This window comes from Pseudomonas granadensis, from assembly GCF_900105485.1.
GTDB lineage: Bacteria > Pseudomonadota > Gammaproteobacteria > Pseudomonadales > Pseudomonadaceae > Aquipseudomonas > Aquipseudomonas granadensis.
The window spans coordinates 733504-759248 of record NZ_LT629778.1; the positions used below are offsets into that span (position 1 = coordinate 733504).

At 60.6% G+C, this 25745-nt stretch carries 20 protein-coding genes; 9 read left to right on the forward strand and 11 right to left on the reverse strand.

The window, feature by feature from the left end; translation table 11 throughout:
- Positions 1 to 16 precede the first annotated feature (16 nt).
- The 3 genes from BLU52_RS03125 (at position 17) to BLU52_RS03135 (ending at position 4205) form a co-directional block, all read left to right on the forward strand.
- On the forward strand, positions 17 to 583 hold the full coding sequence (locus BLU52_RS03125) for an RNA polymerase sigma factor (protein WP_090281844.1): 567 nt from the start codon (positions 17 to 19) through the stop codon (positions 581 to 583).
- Complete coding sequence (locus BLU52_RS03130) at positions 580 to 1569, forward strand: FecR family protein (RefSeq protein ID WP_090281845.1); 990 nt, start codon at positions 580 to 582, stop codon at positions 1567 to 1569. The genes BLU52_RS03125 and BLU52_RS03130 overlap by 4 nt, the downstream gene beginning before the upstream one ends.
- Positions 1570 to 1775: 206 nt before the next feature.
- Positions 1776 to 4205, forward strand: a complete 2430-nt coding sequence (locus tag BLU52_RS03135; RefSeq protein ID WP_090281846.1) for a TonB-dependent siderophore receptor — start codon at positions 1776 to 1778, stop codon at positions 4203 to 4205.
- 214 nt (positions 4206 to 4419) lie between these two features.
- On the opposite strand, the gene BLU52_RS03140 is transcribed toward BLU52_RS03135, so the two are convergent.
- Positions 4420 to 5295, reverse strand: a complete 876-nt coding sequence (locus BLU52_RS03140; RefSeq protein WP_090281847.1) for a helix-turn-helix domain-containing protein — start codon at positions 5293 to 5295, stop codon at positions 4420 to 4422.
- Positions 5296 to 5434: 139 nt separating this feature from the next.
- Between BLU52_RS03140 and BLU52_RS03145 the strand changes: the two genes are divergently transcribed.
- Positions 5435 to 6337, forward strand: a complete 903-nt coding sequence (locus tag BLU52_RS03145; RefSeq protein ID WP_090281848.1) for a DMT family transporter — start codon at positions 5435 to 5437, stop codon at positions 6335 to 6337.
- Between the two features lie 18 nt (positions 6338 to 6355).
- Here BLU52_RS03145 and BLU52_RS03150 read toward each other — a convergent pair whose 3' ends face one another.
- The 3 genes from BLU52_RS03150 to BLU52_RS03160 form a co-directional block, all read right to left on the reverse strand.
- A complete protein-coding gene (locus BLU52_RS03150; RefSeq protein WP_090288427.1) occupies positions 6356 to 6865 on the reverse strand; it encodes a DUF2165 family protein in 510 nt (169 codons plus the stop codon).
- 154 nt (positions 6866 to 7019) lie between these two features.
- Complete coding sequence (locus BLU52_RS03155; RefSeq protein ID WP_090281849.1) at positions 7020 to 7994, reverse strand: 2-hydroxyacid dehydrogenase; 975 nt, start codon at positions 7992 to 7994, stop codon at positions 7020 to 7022.
- Positions 7995 to 8704: 710 nt separating this feature from the next.
- Positions 8705 to 9673 (reverse strand): LysR family transcriptional regulator, encoded by a 969-nt coding sequence (locus tag BLU52_RS03160; RefSeq protein WP_090281850.1) that lies wholly within the window; start codon positions 9671 to 9673, stop codon positions 8705 to 8707.
- 260 nt (positions 9674 to 9933) lie between these two features.
- Between BLU52_RS03160 and BLU52_RS03165 the strand changes: the two genes are divergently transcribed.
- The 4 genes from BLU52_RS03165 (at position 9934) to BLU52_RS03180 (ending at position 14845) form a co-directional block, all read left to right on the forward strand.
- Positions 9934 to 11433, forward strand: coding sequence for an efflux transporter outer membrane subunit (locus BLU52_RS03165; protein ID WP_090281851.1), 1500 nt, complete (start codon positions 9934 to 9936; stop codon positions 11431 to 11433).
- Between the two features lie 140 nt (positions 11434 to 11573).
- On the forward strand, positions 11574 to 13766 hold the full coding sequence (locus tag BLU52_RS03170) for an FUSC family protein (RefSeq protein WP_090281852.1): 2193 nt from the start codon (positions 11574 to 11576) through the stop codon (positions 13764 to 13766).
- Positions 13756 to 13956, forward strand: coding sequence for a DUF1656 domain-containing protein (locus tag BLU52_RS03175; RefSeq protein WP_015096751.1), 201 nt, complete (start codon positions 13756 to 13758; stop codon positions 13954 to 13956). Before BLU52_RS03170 ends, BLU52_RS03175 begins: the two co-directional genes overlap by 11 nt.
- A gap of 22 nt (positions 13957 to 13978) precedes the next feature.
- Complete coding sequence (locus BLU52_RS03180; RefSeq protein ID WP_090281853.1) at positions 13979 to 14845, forward strand: efflux RND transporter periplasmic adaptor subunit; 867 nt, start codon at positions 13979 to 13981, stop codon at positions 14843 to 14845.
- Between the two features lie 106 nt (positions 14846 to 14951).
- On the opposite strand, the gene BLU52_RS03185 is transcribed toward BLU52_RS03180, so the two are convergent.
- Both BLU52_RS03185 and BLU52_RS03190 read right to left on the reverse strand, forming a co-directional pair.
- Complete coding sequence (locus tag BLU52_RS03185; protein ID WP_090281854.1) at positions 14952 to 15776, reverse strand: SDR family oxidoreductase; 825 nt, start codon at positions 15774 to 15776, stop codon at positions 14952 to 14954.
- Positions 15777 to 15811: 35 nt separating this feature from the next.
- Positions 15812 to 16276, reverse strand: coding sequence for a multidrug transporter (locus BLU52_RS03190; protein ID WP_090281855.1), 465 nt, complete (start codon positions 16274 to 16276; stop codon positions 15812 to 15814).
- 168 nt (positions 16277 to 16444) lie between these two features.
- Here BLU52_RS03190 and BLU52_RS03195 point away from each other — a divergent pair, with 168 nt between their 5' ends.
- Positions 16445 to 19210, forward strand: coding sequence for an RHS repeat domain-containing protein (locus BLU52_RS03195; protein ID WP_167359884.1), 2766 nt, complete (start codon positions 16445 to 16447; stop codon positions 19208 to 19210).
- Positions 19211 to 19306: 96 nt separating this feature from the next.
- Here the strand turns inward: BLU52_RS03195 and BLU52_RS03200 are convergent, their stop codons facing one another.
- The 5 genes from BLU52_RS03200 to BLU52_RS03220 all read right to left on the reverse strand — a co-directional run bounded on the left by BLU52_RS03200 (position 19307) and on the right by BLU52_RS03220 (position 25739).
- Entirely contained in the window at positions 19307 to 20758 is a 1452-nt protein-coding gene (locus BLU52_RS03200; protein ID WP_090281856.1) for a mannose-1-phosphate guanylyltransferase/mannose-6-phosphate isomerase, read from the reverse strand.
- 102 nt (positions 20759 to 20860) lie between these two features.
- The gene (locus tag BLU52_RS03205; protein ID WP_090281857.1) at positions 20861 to 21517 is read right to left on the reverse strand and encodes an alginate O-acetyltransferase AlgF; all 657 of its coding nucleotides are present in this window, start codon (positions 21515 to 21517) and stop codon (positions 20861 to 20863) included.
- 14 nt (positions 21518 to 21531) lie between these two features.
- A complete protein-coding gene (locus BLU52_RS03210; protein WP_090281858.1) occupies positions 21532 to 22704 on the reverse strand; it encodes an alginate O-acetyltransferase in 1173 nt (390 codons plus the stop codon).
- A gap of 10 nt (positions 22705 to 22714) precedes the next feature.
- Positions 22715 to 24280 carry an MBOAT family O-acyltransferase gene (locus BLU52_RS03215; RefSeq protein ID WP_090281859.1) on the reverse strand — a complete coding sequence of 522 codons (1566 nt, stop codon included), beginning with the start codon at positions 24278 to 24280 and terminating at the stop codon, positions 22715 to 22717.
- Between the two features lie 334 nt (positions 24281 to 24614).
- The gene (locus BLU52_RS03220) at positions 24615 to 25739 is read right to left on the reverse strand and encodes a mannuronate-specific alginate lyase (RefSeq protein WP_090281860.1); all 1125 of its coding nucleotides are present in this window, start codon (positions 25737 to 25739) and stop codon (positions 24615 to 24617) included.
- Between the last annotated feature and the right edge of the window lie 6 nt (positions 25740 to 25745).

Below are 25745 nucleotides of genomic sequence, written 5' to 3' on the forward strand. Positions count from 1 at the left end.
TGGGCGCAGCGCTGAGATGCTGATCGGTCTGCCACCGGAGTCGCGCGACGACGAGCCGCATGGCGCGCGTGCGCATTTTCTCCAGGTTTTTCTGTCGCAGCGCTCGCAGATGGAAGCGCTGGTAAACCGTCGTGTCGGTTGTCGCGCGACGGCGGCGGATCTGGTACAGGACCTGTTTTTGCGTTTCTGGCGACGGCCGCTGGTGCAGGTCGAAGAGCTCAGCACCTACCTGTTGCGCTGCGCCGGCAACATTGCCATCGATCATCTGCGCAGCGAAGGCACGCGCTTGCGCGTCAATGAAGGCTGGCAACCGGATGAGCCGCACAGTCAAGGCAGCGAGCCGCAAGCCGCGCTCGAAGCCGGCAATGACCTGCGCCATGTCGAAGCGGCGTTGCGCGCCTTGCCCGAGCGCACCCGGCAGATTTTCCTGCTCAACCGCATCCACGGGCGCAAGTACGCGGACATCGCCAAAGCCATGGGCTTGTCCCAAAGTGCCGTGGAAAAACATATGATGCGCGCCCTCGAGGCCTGCAAGGCCAGCCTGCGCAACCCCGCGCCACGTCTGCCAGGGAAAGCACCGTGAACCCCGCCGATAACATCGTTCCGACGCCCGCCCAGGAACAGGCCGCTCTGGCCTGGCTGAGCCTGCTGCATGATCGGCCCAGCGCCGGCGATCAACTGACCTTCAGTCAGTGGCTGCGTGCCGACCCGGCCCACGCCGAGGCGTATGCGCAGGCGCAGGTGCTGTGGGAGCTGAGCGAAGGCCCGGCACAAACCCTGGCCGATGAAGAGGCGTTGGCGTTGCAGGGTTATCTCGAAGCGATGGACCGTCCGCGACGTTCGCCGGTTTTGCGCTGGTCCGCGGCGCTGGTAATGGCGGCGTGTCTGCTGCTGATGGTCAGCCTCGGCACGGGGTGGCAAGCGCAGCGCTGGCTCGATGATCTGGGTGCCGATTATGTCTCGGCACCGGGCGAGATCCGCACGGTGACGCTGGCCGATCAATCGCAAGTGACGCTGGATGCCGACAGCGCGATTGCCGTCGATTTCAGCCACGGCGAGCGGCGTGTACAACTGCGCCGTGGCGCCGGATTTTTCAGCGTCAGCCACACCGGCGAGCCGTTTATCGTCGCGGCGGAGAACGGTGAGGCGCGGGTGCTCGGCACCCAATTCGAAGTGCGTTTGCAGCCTCATGGCGCGCAGGTCACGGTGCTGTCAGGACGGGTGGGTGTAACGGCGAGCCGCGATGGCGAGCAGCAGATTCTCACGGCCGGGCAGCAGGTGGCTTATGGCGAAGGTGCGGCGGCAAAACTCCATGCGGTCGACAGCGAAGCGCAACTGGCCTGGCGTCAGGGTTGGCTGACGTATTACAAATCGACGCTGGCCGAGGTGGTCGAGGATTTGCGCCGCTATTACCCGGGACGGATCGTATTGCTCAACGATGAGCTGGCGGCGCGCAAGGTCAGCGGCAGCTTCCCGAGCAAGGATCCGCAGGCGGTGCTCAATTCGTTGCAGGGGGTGTTGGGGTTTGAGCAGCGTCGGGTGTTGGGGCAGCTGATTATTCTGCGCTGAGCCGTTTGACGCCATCGCGAGCAGGCTCACTCCTACAGGGGAAACGCATTCCAGATGTAGGCGTGAGCCTGCTCGCGATGGCGCCGTATCAGTCACCGCAAAAATAATTTCAGATTATGAGTGAGGTAAACCCCAGCCCCATCCGTGTAGTGACTGAAACTGCGAGTCATTCGCATCCGTTGCGGTTCTACACAGGTCATTGAGTCATGAAGTCCAGGGCAAAATCGGGTTCGGTCAAACAGTGGTTGGGCAGGTCGGCGTTGAGTTTTTCGGCACTGGCGTTGTTGCCGGTCAGCGTTGCATTGGCCGCTGAAACGCTCAGCAGCCAGGCGCAAAAGCAGTACAGTTTTTCGCTGGCCGCCAAACCGCTGCCGCAAGCCTTGAGCGACTTCAGCCGCGTGACCGGGCAAAGCGTGGTCTACACCGACGAAGCGCCTTATGGGCTGACGGCACCGGCGGTCAACGGCCAGATGAGCGCCGAACAGGCATTGCAACGCTTGCTCAGCGGCTCCGGACTGAACTTCCGCCGCACCGACGGGCACACGCTGGCGCTTGAGCCCAAACCCACCGAAGGCGCGCTGAACCTCGGCGCGACCACCATCACTTCGACGCGTGACGACTCGACCAGCTATCAGCCACCGGAAACCAGTTCAGTGATGCGTTCCTCGGCGTCGTTGCAGGAGATTCCGCAGACCGTCAATGTCATCCCGGCCCAGGTGATCCGCGATCAGGCGCCGCGCAATCTTGACGATGCGCTGGCCAATGTCAGCGGCATCACCCAGGGCAACACGTTGGGCAGCACTCAGGACTCGGTGATGACCCGCGGTTTTGGCGACAACCGCAACGGCTCGATCATGCGCGACGGCATGCCGATCGTGCAGGGTCGCGGCATGAACGCCACGGTTGATCGCGTCGAAGTGCTCAAGGGCCCGGCCTCGTTGCTCTACGGCATTCAAGACCCGGGCGGGGTGGTCAACCTGGTCAGCAAGAAACCGGAACTCACGCCCTATAACGCGCTGACCCTGCGTGGCTCGACCTACGGCGAGGGCAAGAACGGCAGCGGCGGCAGCTTCGACAGCACCGGTGCGCTGGGCGATTCCGGGCTGGCCTATCGCATGGTGGTGGATCACGAAGACGAAGATTACTGGCGCAACTTCGGCACTCATCGCGAAACCCTGATTGCACCGTCGCTGGCTTGGTTCGGTGAAAACACTCAGTTGCTTTTCGGTTACGAGCACCGCGAATTTCTCACGCCATTCGACCGCGGCACGCTGATCGACCCGCGCACCAATCACCCGTTGGACATCTCTCGCAAACAGCGGCTCGACGAGCCGTTCAATGACATGGAAGGGCGCTCGGATCTTTATCATTTTGAAGCCGATCATCAACTCAACGACGACTGGAAAGCCCATTTCGGCTACAGCTGGAACCACGAGACCTACGACGCCAGTCAGGTGCGGGTAACCGCGATCGACACGAAAAAAGGCACGCTGACCCGCAGCATGGACGGCACTCAAAACGCGATCAGCACCGACCGTTTCACCACCGCCAGCCTTGAAGGCAAGGTCAACGTGTTGGGTATGCAGCATGATCTGGTGTTCGGGGTCGATGACGAGTACCGCAAGATCTACCGCGAAGACCTGATCCGGCAGAAAAGCCTGACCACCTTCAGCTACGTCAATCCGGTGTATGGCCGCGAAGTGAGGGGGACGACGGTCAGCGCACCGGACAGCGCACAGACCGATGAACTGCGCAGCGATTCGCTGTTCCTGCAGGACTCGATCCACCTCACCGATCAATGGATTCTGGTCGCCGGTGGGCGTTTTCAGGAGTACGACCAGTACGCCGGCAAGGGTGTGCCGTTCAAGGCCAACACCGACAGCAACGGCCAGAAATGGGTGCCGCGTGCCGGCCTGGTGTATCGCTACACCGACGCCTTGTCGTTCTACGGCAGCTACACCGAATCGTTCAAACCCAACTCGACCATCGCCCCGCTGAGCGGCAGCAGCACTGTGCTCGACGGCAGCATCGCGCCGGAAGAAGCCAAGTCGTGGGAGCTGGGCGCACGTCTGGATTTGCCGGGGCGCATCACCGGCAACGTCGCGGTGTTCGACATCAAGAAACGTAACGTGCTGGTGGCCAATGCCGAAGGCCCGACGACGCTTTACAGTGCTGCCGGCGAAGTACGTTCGCGTGGTCTCGAGGTGGACTTGAGCGGTCAGCTCAGTGACCGCTGGAGCATGATCGGCAGCTACGCCTACACCGATGCCGAAGTCACCGAAGACCCGGAATACAAAGGCAAGCGCCTACAGAACGTAGCGAAGAATTCCGGCTCGTTGTCGGCGGTGTACGACTTTGGCAGCGTGCTGGGCGGCGACCAGTTACGCATCGGCGCGGGCGCGCGTTACGTCGGTGAGCGCGCTGGAAATGCGGTGAATGATTTTGACCTGCCGAGCTACACCGTGGCTGATGCGTTTGCGACTTACGACACGAGGGTTGAAGGGCAGAGGGTCAAGTTTCAACTGAACGTGAAGAACCTGTTTGACCGAACGTATTACACGTCTTCGGCGAGCCGGTTCTTTGTGTCGATGGGGGATGCGCGGCAGGTTTCGTTGTCGAGCACTCTGGAGTTTTGAATCAACGTCAAAAGCCCCTCACCCTAGCCCTCTCCCAGAGGGAGAGGGGACTGACCGTGTGTTATTCGAAAGGTACTTCGGCCTGAGATTTATGTTCTGAATCCATAATCGACTGGTTCTGTCAGGTCGGCGGAGAATCTGAGACACCGCGGTCGGCTCCCTCTCCCTCCGGGCGGTCCGACGTTTCGGGAGGGCTGGGGTGAGGGAAACAGGCTCAGCGCAAAAACGCCTGCCGATACTCCCCCGGCGTCCCACCCAGCACCTGACGAAACCGATTGGTGAAATGACTCGCACTGGCAAATCCGCACGCCAGCGCAATCTCACCCAACGGCAGCATTGTTCCGCGCAACATCTGCCGCGCCCGATCCAGGCGCCGCGCCAGCACATATTGATGCGGTGGCAACCCGAAACTCGCACGGAACATCCGCGCGAAATGGTATTCCGACAGCGCACACAATCCGGCCAGTTGCCCCAGGCTGATCGGCTCTGCCAGTTGGCTGTCGATGTACGCCATCAGTTGTCGGCGTTGATGCGTCGCCAGCCCGCCCTTCAAGCGCAAACCCTGCCGCGCGCCGACCTGACTGAGCAAGGTGTGGCTGATCAATTCATGGGCGATGCTGCTGGTCAGCAAGCGCTCGGCGGGTTCGTCCCAGTTCAGCGCCAGTAATTGGCGAAAACGCTGTGCCTGTTGCGGGTCTTCGAGGAAGGTATGCTCGCGCAACTGCATCTCGCGCGGCTCGCGGTCGAGCAGGGTCACGCAGCCGAGGGCGAATTGTTCGGCGCTGAAATACAGGTGCGCCAGGCGAATGTCGCCGTTGACCACCCAGCCCGACTCATGCTCGGCCGGCAGGATGCACAGCTTGTCCGGTGCACCCTTTTGCTGCGGTTGGCCGCGACGAAACGTGCCGGTGCCACCGGCGATGTAGCAGGACACGGTGTGGTGACCCGGCGCTGAATATTCGCGGGCGTCGTGGTGATTGGTCCATACCGCGGCGGACAAGCCGTCGCCGAGCTCGGCGCTGTGCACCAGGCGGGCGTTCGGCGAGCTGTTGAGCTCTTGAAAGACTTGCAGGGTATCGATTGCGGCCATGGGTGATTTTCTCCGACGCCTTGCATGCTACTCCGTAGACACCCGGCTGCCAGCCCGTCACCCGAGAAAAGCGCAAGAATCTGCAAGCGTGCGCAGCGGCGCCGGACCGACACTCGTGGTCTATCGAGGAGACTGCACCATGAACCTGTCGTTGTATTTGTTGACCGTACTGATCTGGGGCACCACGTGGATTGCCTTGAAATGGCAATTGGGCGTTGTGGCGATACCGGTATCGATCGTCTACCGCTTCGGCCTCGCTGCGCTGGTGTTGTTTGCGCTGTTGCTGCTCAGCCGCCGTCTGCAGCCGATGAATCGTCGCGGGCATCTGATTTGTGTGGCGCAGGGGCTGTGCCTGTTTTGCGTCAACTTCATGTGTTTCCTGACTGCCAGCCAGTGGATTCCCAGCGGGCTGGTGGCGGTGGTGTTTTCCACGGCGACGCTGTGGAATGCCCTCAACGCGCGGGTTTTCTTCGGCCAGCGCATCGCACGCAATGTGCTGATGGGCGGCGGGCTCGGTTTGTTCGGCCTGGGCCTGCTGTTCTGGCCGGAACTGGCCGGGCATCAAGCCAGCCCGCAAACCCTGTTGGGCCTGGGTCTGGCGCTGTGTGGAACCTTGTGTTTTTCGGCGGGCAACATGCTCTCGAGCCTGCAACAAAAGGCCGGCCTCAGACCGTTGACTACCAATGCCTGGGGCATGGCCTATGGCGCGGCGATGCTGACGCTGTGGTGCCTGGTCAAAGGCATCCCGTTCGACATGGATTGGAGCTCGCGTTACGTGGGCGCGCTGCTGTATCTGGTGATTCCGGGTTCGGTGATCGGTTTCACGGCCTATCTGACGCTGGTCGGGCGCATGGGCCCCGAGCGGGCGGCGTACTGCACGGTGCTGTTCCCGGTGGTGGCTTTGAACGTCTCGGCGTTTGCCGAAGGTTATCAATGGACAGCACCGGCGCTGATCGGTCTGGTTCTGGTGATGCTGGGCAACGTGCTGGTGTTTCGTAAACCGAAAACAGTGTCAGTCCCTGCGCAGGAACAGTTGGCTTGAATAATAGAGCACTGAACTTCAGTGCTCTAATTTCAACGTGATGTAAATCATCACCGGTAAAATGAAATCGACAATGTGCCGGGCCCAATCCTTGGCATTCCACGATTGCGAAGTGTCCATGTCGAACCATTCGACGCCCACGGTTTGCAGGCAAACGTAATAAATAAAAATGGCCACCAGAATACCCATGATCGAAAACTTCTTCGCTTCGTGGAACACTTCGGCGGGGGAGTTGATATGCCGATACAGCTGATAGGTGCCTACCAGGCAGAGCACGGTATAGGTGACTTCCATCGTGATGATGAACCAGTAGATCCGGTGGTGGACTAAAGGCGAGTCAATGGCTCGATACTTGAGATTCTCGCTGGCGGTGGTGGTATCCATGCTCAGGATATGAGCCACGTACGTGTAATTGGATTCATAGTCGGTAACGTTGTGAAGTATCACCAGTAATCCGAAAACGCTGATGTAAGCCATCAGGATGACTTTGCTGTAACGGATCAGTTTTTCGGTGGTTAGGGTATCCAGGGTATTCAAAGTATTGGCTCTCCATGGCGTATGTCGTTAGATAGACGGACGCGGAGAGCTTATAGTGCGGCTGTAGAGTTTTGGTCGTTGTTGAATTTCAAGTTGTGTAGTTGTAACTAACGGGCAAGCGCAATATGCACTTGCCCGTTGTTTTTCAGCCGCGCCAGACTTGCGGGTTGACCAGATCCTGCGGACGTTCGCCAAGCAGGGCGCTGCGCAGATTGGCCAGTGCGCGATTGGCCATGGCCTCGCGGGTTTCAGTGGTGGCCGAGCCGATATGCGGCAGGGTCACGGCGTTGCTCAACTGGAACAGGGGCGACTCGGCCAGCGGTTCCTTTTCGTAGACGTCCAGCCCGGCGCCACGGATGCGCTGGTTTTGCAGGGCTTCGATCAATGCCGGTTCATCGACAACCGGGCCGCGCGAGATGTTGACCAGGATGGCGCTCGGTTTCATCAACGCCAGTTCGCGATGGCTGATGAGGTGGCGGGTCTTGTCGCTGAGCGGCACCACCAGGCAGACGAAGTCGGCTTCGGCGAGCAGTTGCTCCAGGCTGCGAAATTGTGCGCCGAGTTGTTTTTCCAATTCGGTTTTGCGGCTGTTGCCGCTGTAGATGATCGGCATGTTGAAGCCGAAGCGACCACGGCGGGCCACGGCGGCGCCGATGTTGCCCATGCCGACGATGCCCAGGGTTTTGCCGTGGACGTCGCAACCGAACAGGGGCGCGCCAACGCTGGCTTGCCATTGGCCAGCCTTGGTCCAGGCGTCGAGTTCGGCGACGCGGCGGGCGCTGCTCATGATCAGGGCAAAGGCGAGGTCGGCGGTGCTTTCGGTGAGCACGTCCGGGGTGTTGGTGAGCATGATCCCGCGTTGGTTGAAGTAGTCGAGGTCGTAGTTGTCGTAGCCGACAGAGACGCTGGAGACCACTTCGAGTTTTGTCGCGCTTTCGAGTTGTGCCTGGCCGAGTTTGCGGCCGACGCCGATCAGGCCGTGGGCGTGGGGCAGGGCTTCGTTGAATTGCGCGTTGATGTCACCGGCCTTTGGGTTGGGGACGATGACGTCGAACTCCTCTTGCAGGCGTTCGATCATGGGCGGGGTGATGCGGCTGAAGGCCAGGACTGTTTTTTTCATTGCTCGGGGCTCGTCGTGCGGCTTGATTGAAAGCACGCTAACATTTTCTGGCTTGGGTTGTCTTGGCGGCCTCTGGGCCGACCATGCTCTGGTTGGTTTGGCGTGTATATCCGTTGCTGCGGGTGTGGCGGCTGGCGGTTTCGCCCTTACGGCGAGTCCCTTTTTCAGACGCCAAAAAGGAACCAAAAGGCTTGCTCCTGCGTTCGGCCCTCGCAGGCTCGGGTCCCTTCGCTCCGGGATCGATGGGCGCAGCGGCTACGGTTTGCTTCGCTGCACCTCCTTCCGCTGTGTCTGGCTGCGCCAGACGGTCGCTGCGCTCCCACGCCCGGATCGATCCCTCCACTCAGCCTTCCGATGTCGCTGGTTAGGCAAGATCAAGATCAAGGGCACTCGAGCTAACGCTCATTGTTGAGTGGTTAGAAGCGGGTGGTTGGCTTGGGATTAGTGGTGGATTCGCCCCTCACCCCAGCCCTCTCCTGAGGGAGAGGAGCCGATTTGTGAGCCGTTCAGAACTTGAGTACGACTCGGTATCCCAAGTTGGCGTATCTCTCCAAGTCACCACGGTCAGTCCCCTCTCCCTCCGGGAGAGGGTTAGGGTGAGGGGCTTTTGATTTTCACAACTGGAGTTCTACACGGTATCCGACGTCGGCGTAGTTCTAGCATCCACCACGGTCTGTCCCCACTCCCTACAAACGCGCTACGTCTGAAGATCAGTTCGCAACCCGTGCGCCAGCCAGACTCCCGCTCAACTCATACGCCGCCAGTTCCGCCTGATGCGCTGCCAATATTTCCGGCAACGAGCCGCGCAGATATTCGACCCACGTTTTGATCTTCGCATCCAGATACTGCCGCGACGGATAGATCGCATACAGGTTCAGCTCTTGCGAGCGGTAGTTCGGCATCACTCGCACCAGCGTGCCGTTGCGCAAGCCTTCGATGGCGGCGTACACCGGCAGTACGCCCACGCCCATGCCGCTGATGATCGCGGTTTTCATGGCGTCGGCGGAGTTCACCAGAAACGGCGAACTGTTGATCGTGACCATTTCCTGGCCGTCCGGGCCGTCGAAGGCCCATTTTTCCAGGGGGATCACCGGGCTGACCAGGCGCAGGCAGGCGTGGTTGAGCAGGTCGCTGGGTTTCTGCGCGGCGCCGTTGGCTTTTACGTAGGCCGGTGAGGCGCAGACGATGCTGTAGGTGATGCCCAGGCGTTGCGAGACGAAACCCGAGTCCGGCAGCTCGCTGGCGAGCACGATGGACACGTCATAGCCTTCGTCGAGCAGGTCGGGTACGCGGTTGGCCATGGTCAGGTCGAAGGTCACGTCCGGGTGGGTCTTGCGATAGCGGGCGATGGCGTCGATGACGAAGTGCTGGCCGATGCCGGTCATGGTGTGCACTTTCAGCTGCCCGGCGGGGCGGGCGTGGGCGTCGCTGGCTTCGGCCTCGGCTTCCTCGACGTAGGCGAGGATCTGCTCGCAGCGCAGCAGGTAGCGCTTGCCGGCCTCGGTGAGGGCGATGCGCCGCGTGGTGCGGTTGAGCAGGCGGGTTTGCAGGTGGGCTTCGAGGTTGGAAACCGCGCGCGAGACGTTGGCGGTAGTGGTGTCGAGTTGCACGGCGGCGGCGGTGAAGCTGCCGGCTTCGGCGACGCAACTGAAGGCGCGCATGTTTTGCAAGGTGTCCATGGGGTGCTCTCAAGGGAGATGGCAAATTGTGACACGAAGTTTCGAAGGCGAGACCCCCGACTTAGGGATTATCGCGTTAACCGTAACAAAGATTCACAGAAAACCCAGCTTATCGCCGTAACGGCGTCCCCCTAGAATTGCGCCGTTGTGGGAGGCGAGGCGCACAGGCCGGTTGTTCAGCCCGAACCGAGGTGCTGCTTTGACGAACAGGCTCGCGCCCACAAAGCCCCGGTTTATCCCCTTTTCAGGAATTCGCAGCTGTGCCGCGTCGCATCAACAGAGCGCTTTTGTCGCTCAGTGTTCTGGCTTTCACCCTGGGTCTTGGCGGCTGCATCTCAACGCAAGGAATCGCCCCGCACAGCGAGGCACTGGCGGCCAATTCGCTGGCCACCGACGAGGCCATTGCCCACGCTGCCAAAGATGCGCATTGGCCCACTGCACAGTGGTGGCAAGCCTACGGCGACCCGCAACTCAACCACTGGATCGACCTCGCCGTGCAAGGCAGCCCGACGATGGCCATGGCCGCCGCGCGGGTGCGCCAGGCCAAGGCGCTGGCCGGTGTCGCCGAGGCGGCCGAGTCGTTGCAGGTCAATGGCGAGTCGACGCTCAAACGGCACAATTGGCCGACGGACCAGTTTTATGGTCCCGGCGAGCTGGCCAACACGACGACCTGGGACAACAACGCCGCGCTGGGTTTCAGCTATGCACTCGACCTCTGGGGCCGTGAAAGCAATGCCAGTGAGCGCGCGGTGGATCTGGCGCACATGAGCGTCGCCGAGGCGCGGCTGGCGCAATTGGAATTGCAGAGCAACATCGTGCGCGCCTACATCGAGCTGTCGCTGCATTACGCCCAGCGCGACATCGTCGCGGCGACGCTGGCGCAGCAACAGCAGATTGTCGATCTGGCGCAGAAACGCCTGGACGGCGGCATCGGCACGCATTTCGAAGTCAGCCAGGCCGAAACGCCGCTGCCGGAAACCCATCGCCAGCTCGATGCGCTGGACGAAGAAATCGCCCTGAGTCGCAACCAGATTGCCGCGCTCGCCGGCAAAGGCCCGGGTGACGGCGCGCAGTTGCAGCGCCCAACTCTGGCGCTCGGTGCGGCGTTGAAATTGCCCTCTGCGTTGCCTGCCGAACTGCTCGGCCAGCGTCCCGACGTGGTCGCCAGTCGCTGGCAAGTGGCGGCGCAGGCGCGCGGCATCGATGTCGCTCATGGCGGTTTTTACCCCAACGTCGATCTGGCCGGCAGCCTCGGCTACATGGCCACCGGTGGCGGCGCGCTGGAGTTTCTGACTGGCAAGAAACTCAACTACAACGTCGGCCCGGCGATTTCGTTGCCGATCTTCGATGGCGGGCGATTGCGTGCCGAGTTGGGCGAAGCTTCGGCCGGTTACGACATTGCCGTGGCGCACTACAACCAGACGCTGATCAACGCGCTGAAAAACATCTCCGACCAGTTGATCCGCCGCGAGTCGATGGACAAGCAGCAGGGCTTCGCCGCCGAGTCGGTGGCCACGGCGCAGAAGACTTACGACATCGCGATGATCGCCTACCAGCGCGGCCTCACCGATTACCTCAACGTGCTCAACGCGCAGACCTTGCTGCTCAAACAGCAGCAGGTGCAACAGCAGGTGCAGGCGGCGCGGTTGAGTGCACATGCCGAACTAATGACGGCGTTGGGCGGCGGCCTCGGTGCCGGCAGCGATGTGCCGAGTGCCGAGCAGACCCAAGCGCCGAAAACCCCGGCACTGCTGCGTTGAACACACATCCCCTTGTAGGAGTGAGCCTGCTCGCGATGGGGGCCTGTCAGTCTGCATTTGTGTTGCCTGACACACCGCTATCGCGAGCAGGCTCACTCCTACAGGGGCCGCGTTTTGCCTGATCATTTTGAGTACTTCCAATGACTCACTTGCCCGCTCCCATACGCTGGCTCTACGCCTTGGAATGGCGCCGCGGTTTCTTTGACTGGGCGCGCAGCGATGGCGTGACCTGGGTCTACATTTTCAAGGTGTTGATCGCCGCGTTCCTGACCTTGTGGCTGGCGATGCGTCTGGAATTGCCGCAACCGCGCACGGCGATGATCACCGTGTTCATCGTCATGCAGCCGCAGAGCGGTCAGGTCTTCGCCAAGAGTTTTTATCGCTTTCTCGGCACACTGGCCGGGTCGGCAATGATGGTCACGCTGATCGCTTTATTTGCGCAGAACACCGAATTGTTCCTCGGCTCGCTGGCGATCTGGGTCGGCATCTGCTCGGCCGGTGCGGCGCGTTGTCGTAACTTTCGCGCGTACGGTTTCGTGCTGGCCGGTTACACCGCGGCGATGGTCGGTTTGCCAGCGCTGGCGCACCCGGACGGCGCGTTCATGGCGGCAGTGTGGCGTGTGCTGGAGATCTCGCTGGGGATTCTCTGCGCCACTCTGATCAGCGCGGCGATTCTGCCGCAGACTGCCAGCGCGGCCATGCGCAACGCCTTGTATCAGCGCTTCGGGGTGTTTGCCCTGTTCGTCACCGATGGCCTGCGCGGGCGCAGCCAAGCCGATGCCTTCGAGGCCAGTAACGTGCGCTTCATTGCCGAAGCCGTGGGCCTGGAAGGGCTGCGCAGCGTGACTGTGTTCGAAGACCCGCACATGCGCCGGCGCAATGGTCGGCTGAGCCGTTTGAACAGCGAATTCATGGGCGTCACCACGCGCTTCAACGCCCTGCACCAGTTGCTTGAACGCTTGCGCGGCAATGGCGAGGAACATGTGGTCGCGGCGATCAAACCGGGTCTGCAGGACCTTGCCGAAGTGCTCGACGGTTTCAGCGGCCGTGCCCTGACCAGCCCCGATGCCGCACGTCTGGCGACAGCGCTGGCGATCTACAAGGAAGGTTTGCCGGCGCGGGTGCGGACCCTGCGCGGGCTGTTTCAGGAGACCGCGCCAAGCGAGGCCGAACAACTGGATTTCCACACCGCGTACGAATTGCTTTATCGCTTCGTCGACGACCTGCACGGCTACGCCCAGACCCATGCCTCCCTCGCCGAGCACCGCCACGAACGCGAGCGCTGGGACGAGCCGTTCACGCCGCAGACCAACTGGTGGGCGGCCGCGGCTTCCGGGATTCGGGCCTCGTTCATTCTGCTGTTGCTGGGCAGTTATTGGGTCGCCACCGCGTGGCCAAGCGGCGCGACGATGACCCTGATTGCCGCCGCCACCGTGGGCTTGTCCGCTGCGACGCCGAACCCCAAACGCATGGCGTTCCAGATGGCCTGCGGGACGTTTCTTGGTGCGTTGGTCGGCTTCGTCGAGATGTTTTTCCTGTTCCCGCTGATCGACGGTTTCCCACTGCTGTGCGTGATGCTCGCCCCGGTGATCGTGCTCGGTTCGTTCCTCACCTCGCGGCCGCAATACGCCGGGGTCGGCCTCGGTTTGTTGATTTTTTTCAGCACCGGATCAGTGCCAGACAACCTGACGATCTACAACCCCTACACCTTCATCAACGACTACATCGCCATGGTCATGGGCATGCTCGTCTGCGCGGCGGCGGGGGCGATTATTCTGCCGCCGAACAGTCGCTGGTTGTGGCAACGGCTGGAACAGGATCTGCGCGAACAAGTGGTCTACGCGATCAGCGGCAAACTCAAAGGCCTGGCCTCGAGTTTCGAAAGCCGCACCCGCGACCTGCTGCATCAGGCCTATGGTCTCGCCGCCGGCCAGCCGAAGGTGCAGCAAAATCTGCTGCGCTGGATGTTCGTAGTGCTGGAAGTCGGTCACGCGATCATCGAACTGCGCAAGGAACAGGCGATTCTGCCGGTGCATCCGGCCTATGCCGAATCGCAGCCATGGCGTCAGGCGATCCGCGTGATGGGCCGGGCGCTGGTGCGGCTGTTTCTGCAACCCAATTCGAGCAATCTGGAGCGTGCGCTGGTTGCCGTCGACCATGCGATCAGCCGCGTCGCGGCCACCGACGAGCCGTTCGCGCCACACTTTGATACCTCGGCGCTGCGCCGGGTGAAGAGCTATCTGCACTTCATCCGCACCTCGCTGCTCGACCCGCAATCTCCGCTCGCCGAATACGCCATCGCCTGCCCCGAAGGACCTGCCCGTGCCTCGTGAAATCGCTTTCCACGGCGTGTACATGCCGACCATGACCCTGATGTTTTTCATTGCTGCCGCGCTGGCCTGGGCGCTCGACCGGTTTCTTTCGGGGTTCGATCTGTACCGCTTTTTCTGGCACCCGGCGCTGCTGCGTCTGAGCCTGTTTACCTGTCTGTTCGGCGCGATGGCGCTGACGGTTTACCGTTGACTCTCGCTAAAAGAAGGCATTGATGAAAAAGTTTTTCAGCCTGCTCGCAACCCTGCTGGTGCTGGCTCTGGCGCTGTGGATCGGCCGCACGTTGTGGCAGCACTACATGAACACGCCGTGGACTCGCGACGGCCGCGTCCGCGCCGACATCATCAATGTCGCCGCCGATGTCACCGGCGAAGTGGTCGAGGTGCCGGTGCGTGACAATCAGTTGGTGAAGAAGGGCGATCTGCTGATGCGCATCGACCCCGAGCATTACCGCATCGCAGTGAAACAGGCGCAGTCGCTGGTCGCTGCGCGCAAGTCGACATGGGAGATGCGCAAGGTCAACGCGCATCGCCGGGCCGACCTCGACAACCTGGTGATCTCCAAGGAAAACCGCGACGACGCCAGCAATATCGCCGACGCAGCACTCGCCGATTATCAACACGCGCAAGCGCAACTGGAAGCCGCCGAACTCAACCTTAAACGCACCGAAGTGCGCGCTGCCGTGGACGGTTACGTGACCAATCTCAATGTGCATCGCGGCGACTACGCGCGCATCGGCGAGGCGAAAATGGCCGTGGTCGACATGAATTCGTTCTGGGTCTACGGCTTCTTCGAGGAGACCAAACTGCCGCATGTGAAAGTCGGCGACAAGGCCGATATGCAGTTGATGAGCGGCGAAGTGCTCAAGGGTCATGTGGAGAGCATTTCACGCGGCATCTACGACCGTGACAACCCGGAAAGTCGCGAGCTGATCGCCGACGTCAACCCGACGTTCAACTGGGTGCGCCTGGCCCAACGGGTGCCGGTGCGGATTCACATTGATGAGGTGCCGGAAGGGGTGTTGCTGGCGGCGGGGATTACTTGCACGGTGGTGGTGAACCAAGCCACCGCGGACCTCTGACAGACCGAGTCATCCCCCGTCGCGAGCAGGCTCGCTCTCACAGGGATTTCAGCGACCCGGAAATCCCTGTGGGAGCCAGCCTGCTGGCGATGGGAGCAACGCGGTCTCAGAGTTTTGCGCGCAAGCCGAAGCGCTTCATCAAAGTCGACTCCAGCAACCCCTTCGGCAACATCGCCGCCAACAAGGGCAACGCCCGGCTGCCATTGCCTATGCGGATCAACCGCGGCGGTTTGCTCTGCTGCACGGCCTTCAACAACACCGCAGCAAACTCTGCGGCCGGGGTCGGTTTGTCCTGCGAGGCCCTGGCCCGCGCGCGAATGCCTTCACGCAACGGAAACCACGGCGATTGCTCGTTGATCAACTGCTCGGCTTCATGCCCGGCATTTTTCGCGAAACTCGACTCAATCGCGCCGGGCTGAACTTCCATTACACGGATACCGAACGGCGCCAGTTCCATGCGCAAGGCATCGCTTAATGCATGTACCGCCGCTTTCGACGCGCAATAGGCACCGGCAAATGGCGTGACCAGTACACCGGACACACTGCCGATATTCACCACCAAGCCTTTGGCCCGGTGCAGCACCGGAAACAGTGCGCGAGTGACGCCGACAATCGAAAACACATTGGTCTCGAACTGCCGCTGCATGGCCGCCACGCCGCCGTCGAGCAGCGGACCCATCGCGCCGTAACCGGCGTTGTTGATCAGCACGTCGAGACCGCCATGCTCGCGGCTGATGCGCTCGCCAAGTTGTTCCAGCGCAGCGTTGTCATTGACGTCGAGTTGCACGGCGGTGAAGCCAGCGCTGGCTATAGTCGCCACGTCTTCGGCCCGGCGCGCAGTGGCCCAGACCTGGTAGCCCGCCGCTTTGAAGGCGTCGGCGAGGGCGCGGCCGATGCCGCTGGAGCAACCGGTAATCAACGCAACGGGCATAGCGCATTCCTTGTGCAGAAAAGTTAAGAAACAGGTCAGTCGGAGAAACTACCCTGCAATCGCTCGGCGCGAAACTCCAGGGTTTGTGGCCGATAGCCGGGGCGTAGCGGTGGCAGTGGCAAGCAGTCTTCCCAGGTTGCGCCGGGCTGCAGTTCGCCAGGACCGCGATAGCGTGGGGCAGTGTACTGATTGTCGGCCAGGTTGACCGTATCGCCGGGCGCGTACGCGGCGATGCGCCAACGCAGTTCGGTAAGCGGCACATCGTTGCCATTGTTCATTTTCAGTTGCAGCGGACGGTCGGCCGGGCATTGCTCGGGAGCGTAAGCCATGCGCAGTTCCAGGCGCGCCAGTTGCTTGATCTCGCGGTTGTCCAGCCACACCACCCACATCGCCACGAAGCCCAGGCCGATGGCAGCGGCCACCGACACCGGCAAGGCCTTGGCCGGATAGCGCAGCAGCAGAATCAGCCAGGTGATGACCAGCAGGATGCCGATGAACATGCTTGAGCGCTCCAGGGGGGAATGAGCCCATCCTACCGAAGGCTTCGCGCGATGGGTATTCGGGACCCGGACAAGCGCACCGTTGGTCGGGACTGTAATTTCTGACAGTAGGCATCCAGGGCCGCGCTTGGTCCCATGCGCGAAGGCACACAGCGGCGTTGACGCACTATGGGCATCCACAGCAAAACACCATCGCTTGCCGTGAACGATCCGCGCGGGTTGGCCATCCTCACGGTCAATTACTGGCGGGCCGATGCGGGAATGGCCAGTGAGCTGCGAATCGAGCGGACGTTGCGCGACGTTGCCGGGCGTGCGGTCAAACAATGGGATGCTCGACTCTGGGCGCTGCAAGCGACTGACCCGCAGGCGCCTGCCAGTCTCACCTCAGTCCACGCTCTGAACGATAGTGCGCTGCGCTCGGACAGCACCGATGCGGGGGTCCAGGTCCAGTTGCCGGGTCTGGCTGGCGAGACGCTGTTCAACTGGGACAGCCGCGGCACACGCCGCGAAATTGAATACGACGATCTGCTGCGCCCGGTCGCGGTGTTCGAAGAGGGCACCGGCGTGCCTCGGCGGTGTGCAGAACGTTTGGCCTACGGCCGCCCCGGTGCGGGTGATCCGCTGTGCAATCAGTTAGGTCGGTTGATCCGCCATGACGATCCGGGAGGCAGTGTTCTGTTCACGCAGTTTGCGATCACCGGGCAGTGCAGTGAAAACACCCGTCACTTCACGCTTGAGCCGGTCGCGGCGGATTGGCCCGAGGCCATTGTCGATCGACAGAAGTTGCTCGAGCGCGAGGGGGCAACCACACAATGGCGTCATGCGCCGCTGCAATCTGTGCTGGAACAACTCGATGCTCGTGGTCACCGGCAGGTGTTCGCGCTGACGCTGGACGGGCGGTTACGCGGGGTGGATGTACGTCTCGATCTTCAGGCCCAAAGCCATTCGGTGGTCAGCGATATTCGTTACAACGCGCAGGGGCAAGTCATTCAGGAGACGGCGGGCAACGGCGTACTGACAGCGCTGAGCTACCGCCCCGAAGACGGCCGCCTGCTCACGCGCCACGCTCAGGACAAGCTGGGCAATGTGTTGCAGCATCTGCTCTATGCCTACGACCCGATGGGTAACGTAACGAGTATCGAAGACCAGGCATTGCCCGAGCGCTGGTTCGCCAACCAGCGCATCGAGCCGATCAGCCGTTATCGCTACGACAGTCTTTATCAGCTGTCCCGCGCCTCTGGCTGGGAGGCAGGCGCCGCCGGAGGCGGGCCGACAGCCCTGGTCAATTACACGCAGGACTATCGTTACGATGCCGGCGGCAATCTGCTGAAGCTGATTCACGTTGGCGAACAGAATCCCTGTCATGATCTGCAGGCCGCGCGCTACAGCAATCGTTGCCTGCCCTGGCGAAATGGTGTGCCGCCCGATGAGGCAGCGATCGGCGCAGCTTTCGATGCACGGGGCAATCTGCTGTTGCTGGATCAGGGACGCCAGTTGCAATGGAACCTGCTTAATCAGCTGGATTCAGTAGTGGTCGTATCACGCAGATCAGACGCCGATGATCGTGAATGCTATCTCTACGATGGCGCCGGTCAACGTGTACGCAAAACGGGGGTATCGCTGACAAATTCACGCAGCCTGCTCGCGGAAGTCCGTTATTTGCCAGCGCTGGAGTTGCGTACGAACACTGGCACGGGCGAGAGCCTGCAAGTCATCACCGTGCAGACCGGCCTCAACAGTGTCCGCGTTCTGCACTGGCAAAGCCCGCCACCGACGGGCAGCAACGATCTCTACCGATACGGTTTCAGCGATCATCTGGGTTCGATCAGTATTGAGCTGGACGCTGAGGCGAACCTGATCAGTCGCGAACATTTCTATCCGTCCGGTGCGACTGCATGGGTTGATGACCCCGAGGTCAGTTATAAAACCGTGCGTTATTCAGGCAAGGAGCGCGATGCGACGGGGCTTTACTACTATGGATATCGTTATTACGTGCCTTGGTTGCAACGCTGGTTGAATCCTGATCCAGCAGGGATTGTGGATGGCCTGAATGTGTTCCGGATGCTAAGGAACTCCCCGATTAACCGTCATGACGAAAATGGGACGAGTAGTTATGACGTTTTGAATGAACAGGAATCCTTTGCAAAAAAAAACAATATTAAAATTATTTCCAGGGGACTTGATTCATTCCCGGCAACACAAAGGGAGGCAACGAGCGAAGCATTAGAGTTAGGACTTGAATGGGTAACAAATGCGGAGAAAGCGTTGTCGCAGCCTTCGTTAAGCCCCTCCACGCAGAAAATTTTAACAATGATGTTTGATGAGCATGACTTCTCGTCTGCGGGGGAAAAAGACAGTTTTACTTCCCTGCTGCTGGCGGATATGCAGGAGATCAAGTCTTTCATGACGATGTTGCTGGACAAGCGCAACCAGCAAGTGGTTCTTGTCGATCAGCTTCCGGGTATGGATGCATTGGCGTTCAATACGGCCAATGACGGGAATTTCATATGGGTGAGCCAAAGTTATATCGAGCGTAGCCACGGGGTTTCTCAGGCACGAACAATGGTTCATGAGGCCGCCCATGCCATGCGTAGAAATAACGCACTGAACTTTGTGAACGACTTTATGTATCTGAATTTTGGAGAGGAGGGTCGGGCCGCATCAAAGGAAGACATTAATGACTACGTTCTGCTTGGACGTTTGTCCTCCAGCGAGAGCATGGGTAGCGCGCCTGATGAGAGCACCTTTAGCGCGCGTACACTTGCTCATTACAAGAATGCAGTGAATACAGTCCTGGAAAAATTGGGTAAAAGTCCGGCAACGTCGCCGCGAAAACGTGCAGATGCCTACATCGGACACGTAAAAGTCCGGCAAAACGTTGCTCGACGCAACGCAGATTCGCTGTCTGTATTCGCCATGCAGTTCCGACGTTGAGTTGTTGACTGAGCACGGAGCAGAAAAAGCCCCGCCCAACCCTCTGCGGATAGGGGACGCAGTAGGCTGGACGGGGCTTCTTGTTTCAGCGAGCGATCACTGCGCGATGGTTTTGACCGACACGCCGCGTTCGATCGGGGTGGAGCGACCGTAGATATCTTCGAAGCGTTCGATGTCGTCCTCACCCAGGTACGAACCCGACTGAACTTCGATGATCTCCAGCGGGATCTTGCCCGGATTGCGCAGACGGTGCACCGAGGCGATCGGGATGTAGGTCGACTGGTTTTCGGTGAGCAGGAACACGTTTTCGTCGCAGGTCACTTCGGCAGTGCCGCTGACCACGATCCAGTGTTCGGCGCGGTGGTGGTGCATCTGCAGCGACAGGCACGCGCCCGGCTTCACCGAGATGTGCTTGACCTGGAAGCGCCCGCCCATGTCCACCGAGTCGTACGAGCCCCACGGACGATAGACTTCGCAGTGGTTCTGGGTTTCGCTGCGGCCCTGCTCGTTGAGCGTGTTGACCATCTGCTTGACGCCCTGAACCTTGTCCTTGTGGGCAATCATCATGGCGTCTTTGGTTTCGACCACGACGATGTTTTCCAGACCGATCACCGAGACCAGTTTGCCGTTGCCATGGATCATGCAGTTCTTGCTGTCCTGAATGACCACGTCGCCTTTGCTGACGTTGCCGTTGGCATCTTTCTCGTTGACTTCCCACAGCGACGACCAGCAACCGACATCGCTCCAGCCAGCGGTCAGCGGCACGACGCAGGCGCGCTGGGTTTTTTCCATCACCGAGTAGTCGATGGAGTTGTCCGGGCAGCAGGCGAAGGTGGCTTCGTCGAGGGTCACGGTGTCGGCGTCCTGCTGGCTGCGCTCAAGGGTCAGCAGGCAGGTGTCGTAGATGTCCGGATCGTGCTTTTTCAGTTCTTCGAGGAAGCGGCTGGCGCGGAACAGGAACATGCCGCTGTTCCAGTAGTAACCGCCGGACTCGACGTATTCGGTGGCGCGCTTGACGTCAGGTTTTTCGACGAAGTGCGAGACACGGCTGACGCCTTCCGGCAGCAGCGAATCGCCAGTGGACTTGATGTAGCCGTAACCGGTTTCCGGTTTGGTCGCCGGCACGCCGAACAGCACCATTTCGCCATTTTCAGCGGCAACGGTGGCCAGGGCGAGCGCGCGTTGCAGGGCTTTCTGGTCTTCCAGAACGTGGTCGGCCGGCAGCACCAGCATCAACTCGTCACGGCCTTCATTGACCAGCATCATCGCGGTCAGCGCCACGGCCGGTGCGGTGTTGCGGCCGAACGGTTCCATCAGGATGCGCTGGCATTCCAGATTGCGGTTGGCCAACTGCTCGTTGACGATGAAGCGGTGATCCTTGTTGCAGACCACGATGGGGGTGTCCATGCCTTCGAACACCAGGCGCTCCAGGGTTTGCTGGAACAGTGTGTGTTCGCCGGTCAGGGCCAGGAACTGTTTAGGGAACTGCTTACGCGACAGTGGCCACAGACGCGAACCGCTACCACCTGACAAGATCACCGGAATCATAATGTTTACTCCATAAAATGCAGTTGAGAGCTGCAAGCTGCAAGGGGTGAGTTAGAAGCACTGCACTTGCAGCTTGAAGCCAGTAGCTGATAGCTCGAGCGGTTAGCGAGTCGACACTGGGCGTTTCACCCAGACTGGCGACAGGTTGCTGCCGTTACCGGTGACGTACAGCACTGCTGCTTCACCGCGTTCCAGAGCGACGGGTTTGACGTCGCCGACTTTCTTGTCTCCTTCGTACAGCGCCAGGCTGACTTTCACCGGGTTGATTTCACGTTCGCCACGGCCCTTGGCAGCCACGTTCGGCACCACTTCGGTTTTGCCGTCAGCGGTCTTCAGAGTCAGCGGCTTGTCGCTGAGGTTCTGCACGCGAACCAGCGATTTCTGCTTGTTCTTGAAGGGCGGCTCTTCGATCAGTTGCGGCGCGCCGGAAGCGTTGTTGACCAGGGTGTAGTAGTGGTCACCGGCCAGTTTCACCGGCAGGGTCTGGCTGCCGACCTTGGCGCTGTAGTCGCCGCCCGGCATGAAGCTGAAATCGCTGCTGGCCAGTGGCGCGATGTCGCTCAGGCTGGTGCTGCCGACGGTGGCGCTGACTTCAGCGTTGCTGGCGTTGTAGACGCGCACGAAGGTCGAGCCTTTCGGTGCAGTCGGGCCATACAGCGCGGCGTCGCCACCGGCGAAGGCAGGTACGGAAAGCACGCTGAGGCCAGCGACCAGAGCGAAGCTTTTAGCGAGACGACGAGGAGTAGTAGTGAAAGTCATGGTGTACCTCTCTTTCAGTTTTGCGCCCGATCGGGCGTCTCGGATTTAGTGTTGATGGCTACGTTTTGTTGGCGGGCGCCGGCTTGTTTGAGCTCTGCGACCCACTGTGGGTCGGCGTCGCCGATTTCGTTGTTCACAGGCAGATATCGTTCAGGAAACTCCCAGATCAGCACCTGTGGCGGGCTGTTCTTGAAGTCATCGCTTTTCAGGTAGCTGAGCATCGGCAGGATCGGGCCATGGCCGTCTTCGGCGTAATTGACCACGTCGCTGTGCAGCGCTTGCTTCAGCGCACCGACGAAGTTCCAGTTCGGGTTGGCGCTGTAGCTGGTGCCGATCAGTGCGACCGGTACTTCGCTGTTGGCGAACAGGGCGTCGTCACCGGCAGGCTGCTCGGCGGCCACGGTGTTGCGTTTCTGCAGGGGCTCCGGTGCCGGCATCATGTTTTCGAACAGCGGATCGAGCGGCAGGAACAGACGCAGGTCGCCCTTGTGCGTGACCTTCTCGGCCGGCGTGGTGACGAAGCGCTGCGGCTCACCGCTGAGCGGGAATTTCTCGGCAATGGTTTTGGCCAGGGTGTTGGCGGCGATCTCGGCGCCTTCCGGAGTCCAGTGGGTGTCGGTGCGCAGGAACACTTGCTGACCATTCTGCTTGGCCTGTTGCAACGGGCCGAGCAGGTCAGGGGCGAGGATCTTGTCGCCGGCAACGCGAGCGTGGAAATCCTGATATAGGTTTTCGTGGATGCTCGAAGGTTTCACTTCATCCAGGTGTTCCGGATACAGGCGCGCTTTGGCCGGAACAATCGCCATCACCAGTTTCACGCCTTTGTCTTTCAGGGTCTGGCGCACGCCTTCGACCAGCGCGTAGTTGCCTTGCAGGTTCAGCTCTTCGTTGACGATCGGGTTGAATTCCTCATCGCTGTACAGCCACTGATCGCGACCGAGCACCACGCCCGGACGACCTTCGTTGAACAGCTTGAAATCCAGCGCGGCCCAGAGGTTGGTGCCAAGACGCTTGATCGGGAATTCCTCGTCGTAGTGGGTTTCCACAGCCTTGGTCCAGCGGCCGTTGAGCACCGTCGCATCGGCGTTGGTGCTGAAGCCGAAGAAGCTGCGAACCGACCACAGACCGAGGACCAACAGCGTCACCAGGAACAGGGCGATGTAGAAGATGCGTAATGAGCGGGTCATGTCAGATCCCTCAGAACTGGAAGTAAAGGAACGGCGAGAAACTTTGCGCCGAGAGTTTGAGAATCGAGGCAATGAACAGCAGCAGGATCAGCCCGCGCATCACGTAGCGCGACCAGTCAGCGGTCCAGTAGGCCGGTTGCACCTGGGCTTCGACGCCGACGGTGTAGCCAGGTTCATGGATGCTCGCCGGGTTTTCGCCAGGCGCTGCCTTGATCATTCCAGGCGTTGCGGTGGCCGGGCCATCGGCCTCGACGTTGACCGCAGGTTTGGTCTTGGCCGGTGGCTGATTGGTGTACAGATCACGCAGGCCAAAGAACGCCAGGGTTACGTAAGCCACCACCAGGGTTGCCACTTGCAGACCGGTCAGGCTGGCCTGATTGAGTTCCGACAGCGACCAGTCACCGAAGCTGAACATTGCGCCGTACATACGCCCGGCAACGTGCAGGTTCTCGGCACGGAAGATCACCCAGCCCATCACCACGAGCAGGAAGGTCAGCGCCCAGCGGATCGGGTTGAGGCTGCGCGGCGAAGTGTTCAGGCCCAGCGCTTTTTCGATCGCCAGCCACATGCCGTGCCAGGCGCCCCAGATGATGTAAGTGATGTTCGCGCCGTGCCACAGACCACCCAGGAGCATGGTCAGGAACAGGTTGCGATAGGTCATCAGCGTGCCTTTACGGTTACCGCCGAGGGTGATGTACAGATAGTCACGCAGCCAGGTCGACAGGCTGATGTGCCAGCGGCGCCAGAACTCGGTGATCGACTGGCTGATGTACGGCTGTTTGAAGTTTTCCATGAAGCGGAAACCCATCATCAAGCCCAGGCCGATGGCCATGTCGCTGTAACCGGAGAAGTCGAAATACAGCTGCGCGGTGTACGCCAGTGCGCCGAGCCAGGCATCGCCAGTGGTCGGGTTTTGCAGGGCGAAGCAGTGATCGGCAACCACGGCGAGGGTGTCGGCGATGAAGACTTTCTTGATGAAACCCTGCATGAACCGGGTGCAGCCCTCGGAGAATTTGTCGAGGGTGTGCGTGCGGTTGTTGAACTGGTCGGCCAGATCGCGGAAGCGCAGCACCGGACCCGCAATCAGGTGCGGGAAGATCGCCACGAACGCTGCAAAGTCGATCAGGTTGCGCGTCGCCGGGGTGTCACCACGGTACACGTCGATGATGTAGCTGATCGATTCGAAGATGTAGAACGAAATACCGATCGGCAACAGCACGTGCGTGAGGATGAACGGCTCCAGACCCACCGACGTCATCATCGCGTTGATGCTGTCGACACCGAAGTTGGCGTACTTGAAGTAGCCGAGAATGCACAGGTCGACAGCCACGCCGAGCAGCAGCCAGCGCTGGGCCGGTTTGGTCCTGACGCCGGCGGCGCCGACTTTCAGGCCGATCCAGTAGTTCCACAGCGTGACGGCCGCGAACAGCGCAAGGAAGTCCACACGCCACCAGGCGTAGAACACGTAGCTGGCGATCAGCAGCAGCAGGTTGCGATAGCGTTGCCCGCTCAAGTAGTACAAGCCGAGAAAGATCGGCAAGAACAGAAACAGGAACACGTTGGATGAAAATACCATCCCGATCTCTCCATGTTTGAACCAACAGTCAAGGGCCAAAGCCCCCCCAAACCCCCCGTGGTAGTGGAGGGGTGACACAGTGTTTGCTTGAGGTCGGGCTGGCCTTCAGACCGCGCCCCTCACCCCCCGCCCTCTCCCGGAGGGAGAGGGAGCCTGATCTCCATGATTTTCAGAAAAGGAGATCGACTCGGTATTTCTTTTTGCCGCCGATCGAGTTGTTCAAAACCTGCGACGACTCGGTATTTCATTTCGGCGTAACTCGCACGGCCACCTCGGTCAGTTCCCTCTCCCTCCGGGAGAGGGCTAGGGTGAGGGGGCTTTTGCTCTTCGCCTGTCAGGAACCCTTATTGCCCTTTTCATGAGACGGGTCATAAACCTTGGTCAGGTCCCCGCCGAGGCGGAAGGTCTTGAACGGTTGCATGTCGCGTTTCTTCTCGATCACATCCGGCGCGCAGGTGTAGAGCGTGCAGAACGGTTCGAGCCAGGCGAATTTCATGTCCTCTTTCAGGTCGGTCATGTCCTGTTCTTTGCCGTTCTTCTCTTCGAACTCGTCCGGATCTTTCACCCCGGACAACACTCGATCACCCAGCCGCTTGAGCGCTGAATTGTTTTCCTGACGCAGATCGACCCCGTTGACCTGGGCGAAACTGGCGATCATCGCCAGTGGCGGCAGGGCGTAGTTGTGATAGGCGAGGGCGCGTTGCTGGCGCTTGAGCTCATTGGGCAGGTAGCCGTCGGCATCAACCTGATTGACGCCGACCTTGTATTCCTTCACGGCCCAGTCGAACAGGTCGCGGCGGTTGGTGGCGACGGCGGTGGCCATCACCGACCAGGCGGCCCAGTACGAGTGGTTGTTGGTTTTTTCCAGCGGCAGGTTGTCCCAGTCGCTGACCACCTGATCGGCCATTTTGCTGAACCACGCCTCGATCAACTGCGCTTCCTGCTGATGCTGCGCGAGTGGATGCGAGTCGGAGAACTTCAGGCGAATGTACGAAGACGCCATGCTGCCCAGCGCCCATTTGCGCATCGACTTGCCGGTGTGGTTGAAGTCTTTGGACATCAAGGCATCAGCCTTGGCCCACGCGGTCAGCCAGTTCAGCGTGCATTCGAGCTGTTCCGGGCGACCATCGCGCATGAACTGCATGACGCGCTTGGCGGTGCCGCGCTCCAGCGTGGTGATGTCTTTGGTGGTGTTGCGAAAGGCTTTTTCCGACTGCACGTTCAGCGTCGCGCGGGCCTTGTCCGACCCTTCGTACTTGCTGCGAAATTGCAGCGGCCCGGTGTACGGCGCTGGCATCGCATCGCAACCGTCGCTTTTGTCGCCGCTCTTGAATTTATCCACCGGGGCGAAGTAGCCCTGTGGCGGACGCAGTGGCGCGGCGGCCTGGGTGGCCCCGGCGAACATCGCCAGGGTCAGCAGGGAAGGCGCGAGCAGATGTTTGATCGTTCGATTTCGCATAGCAGA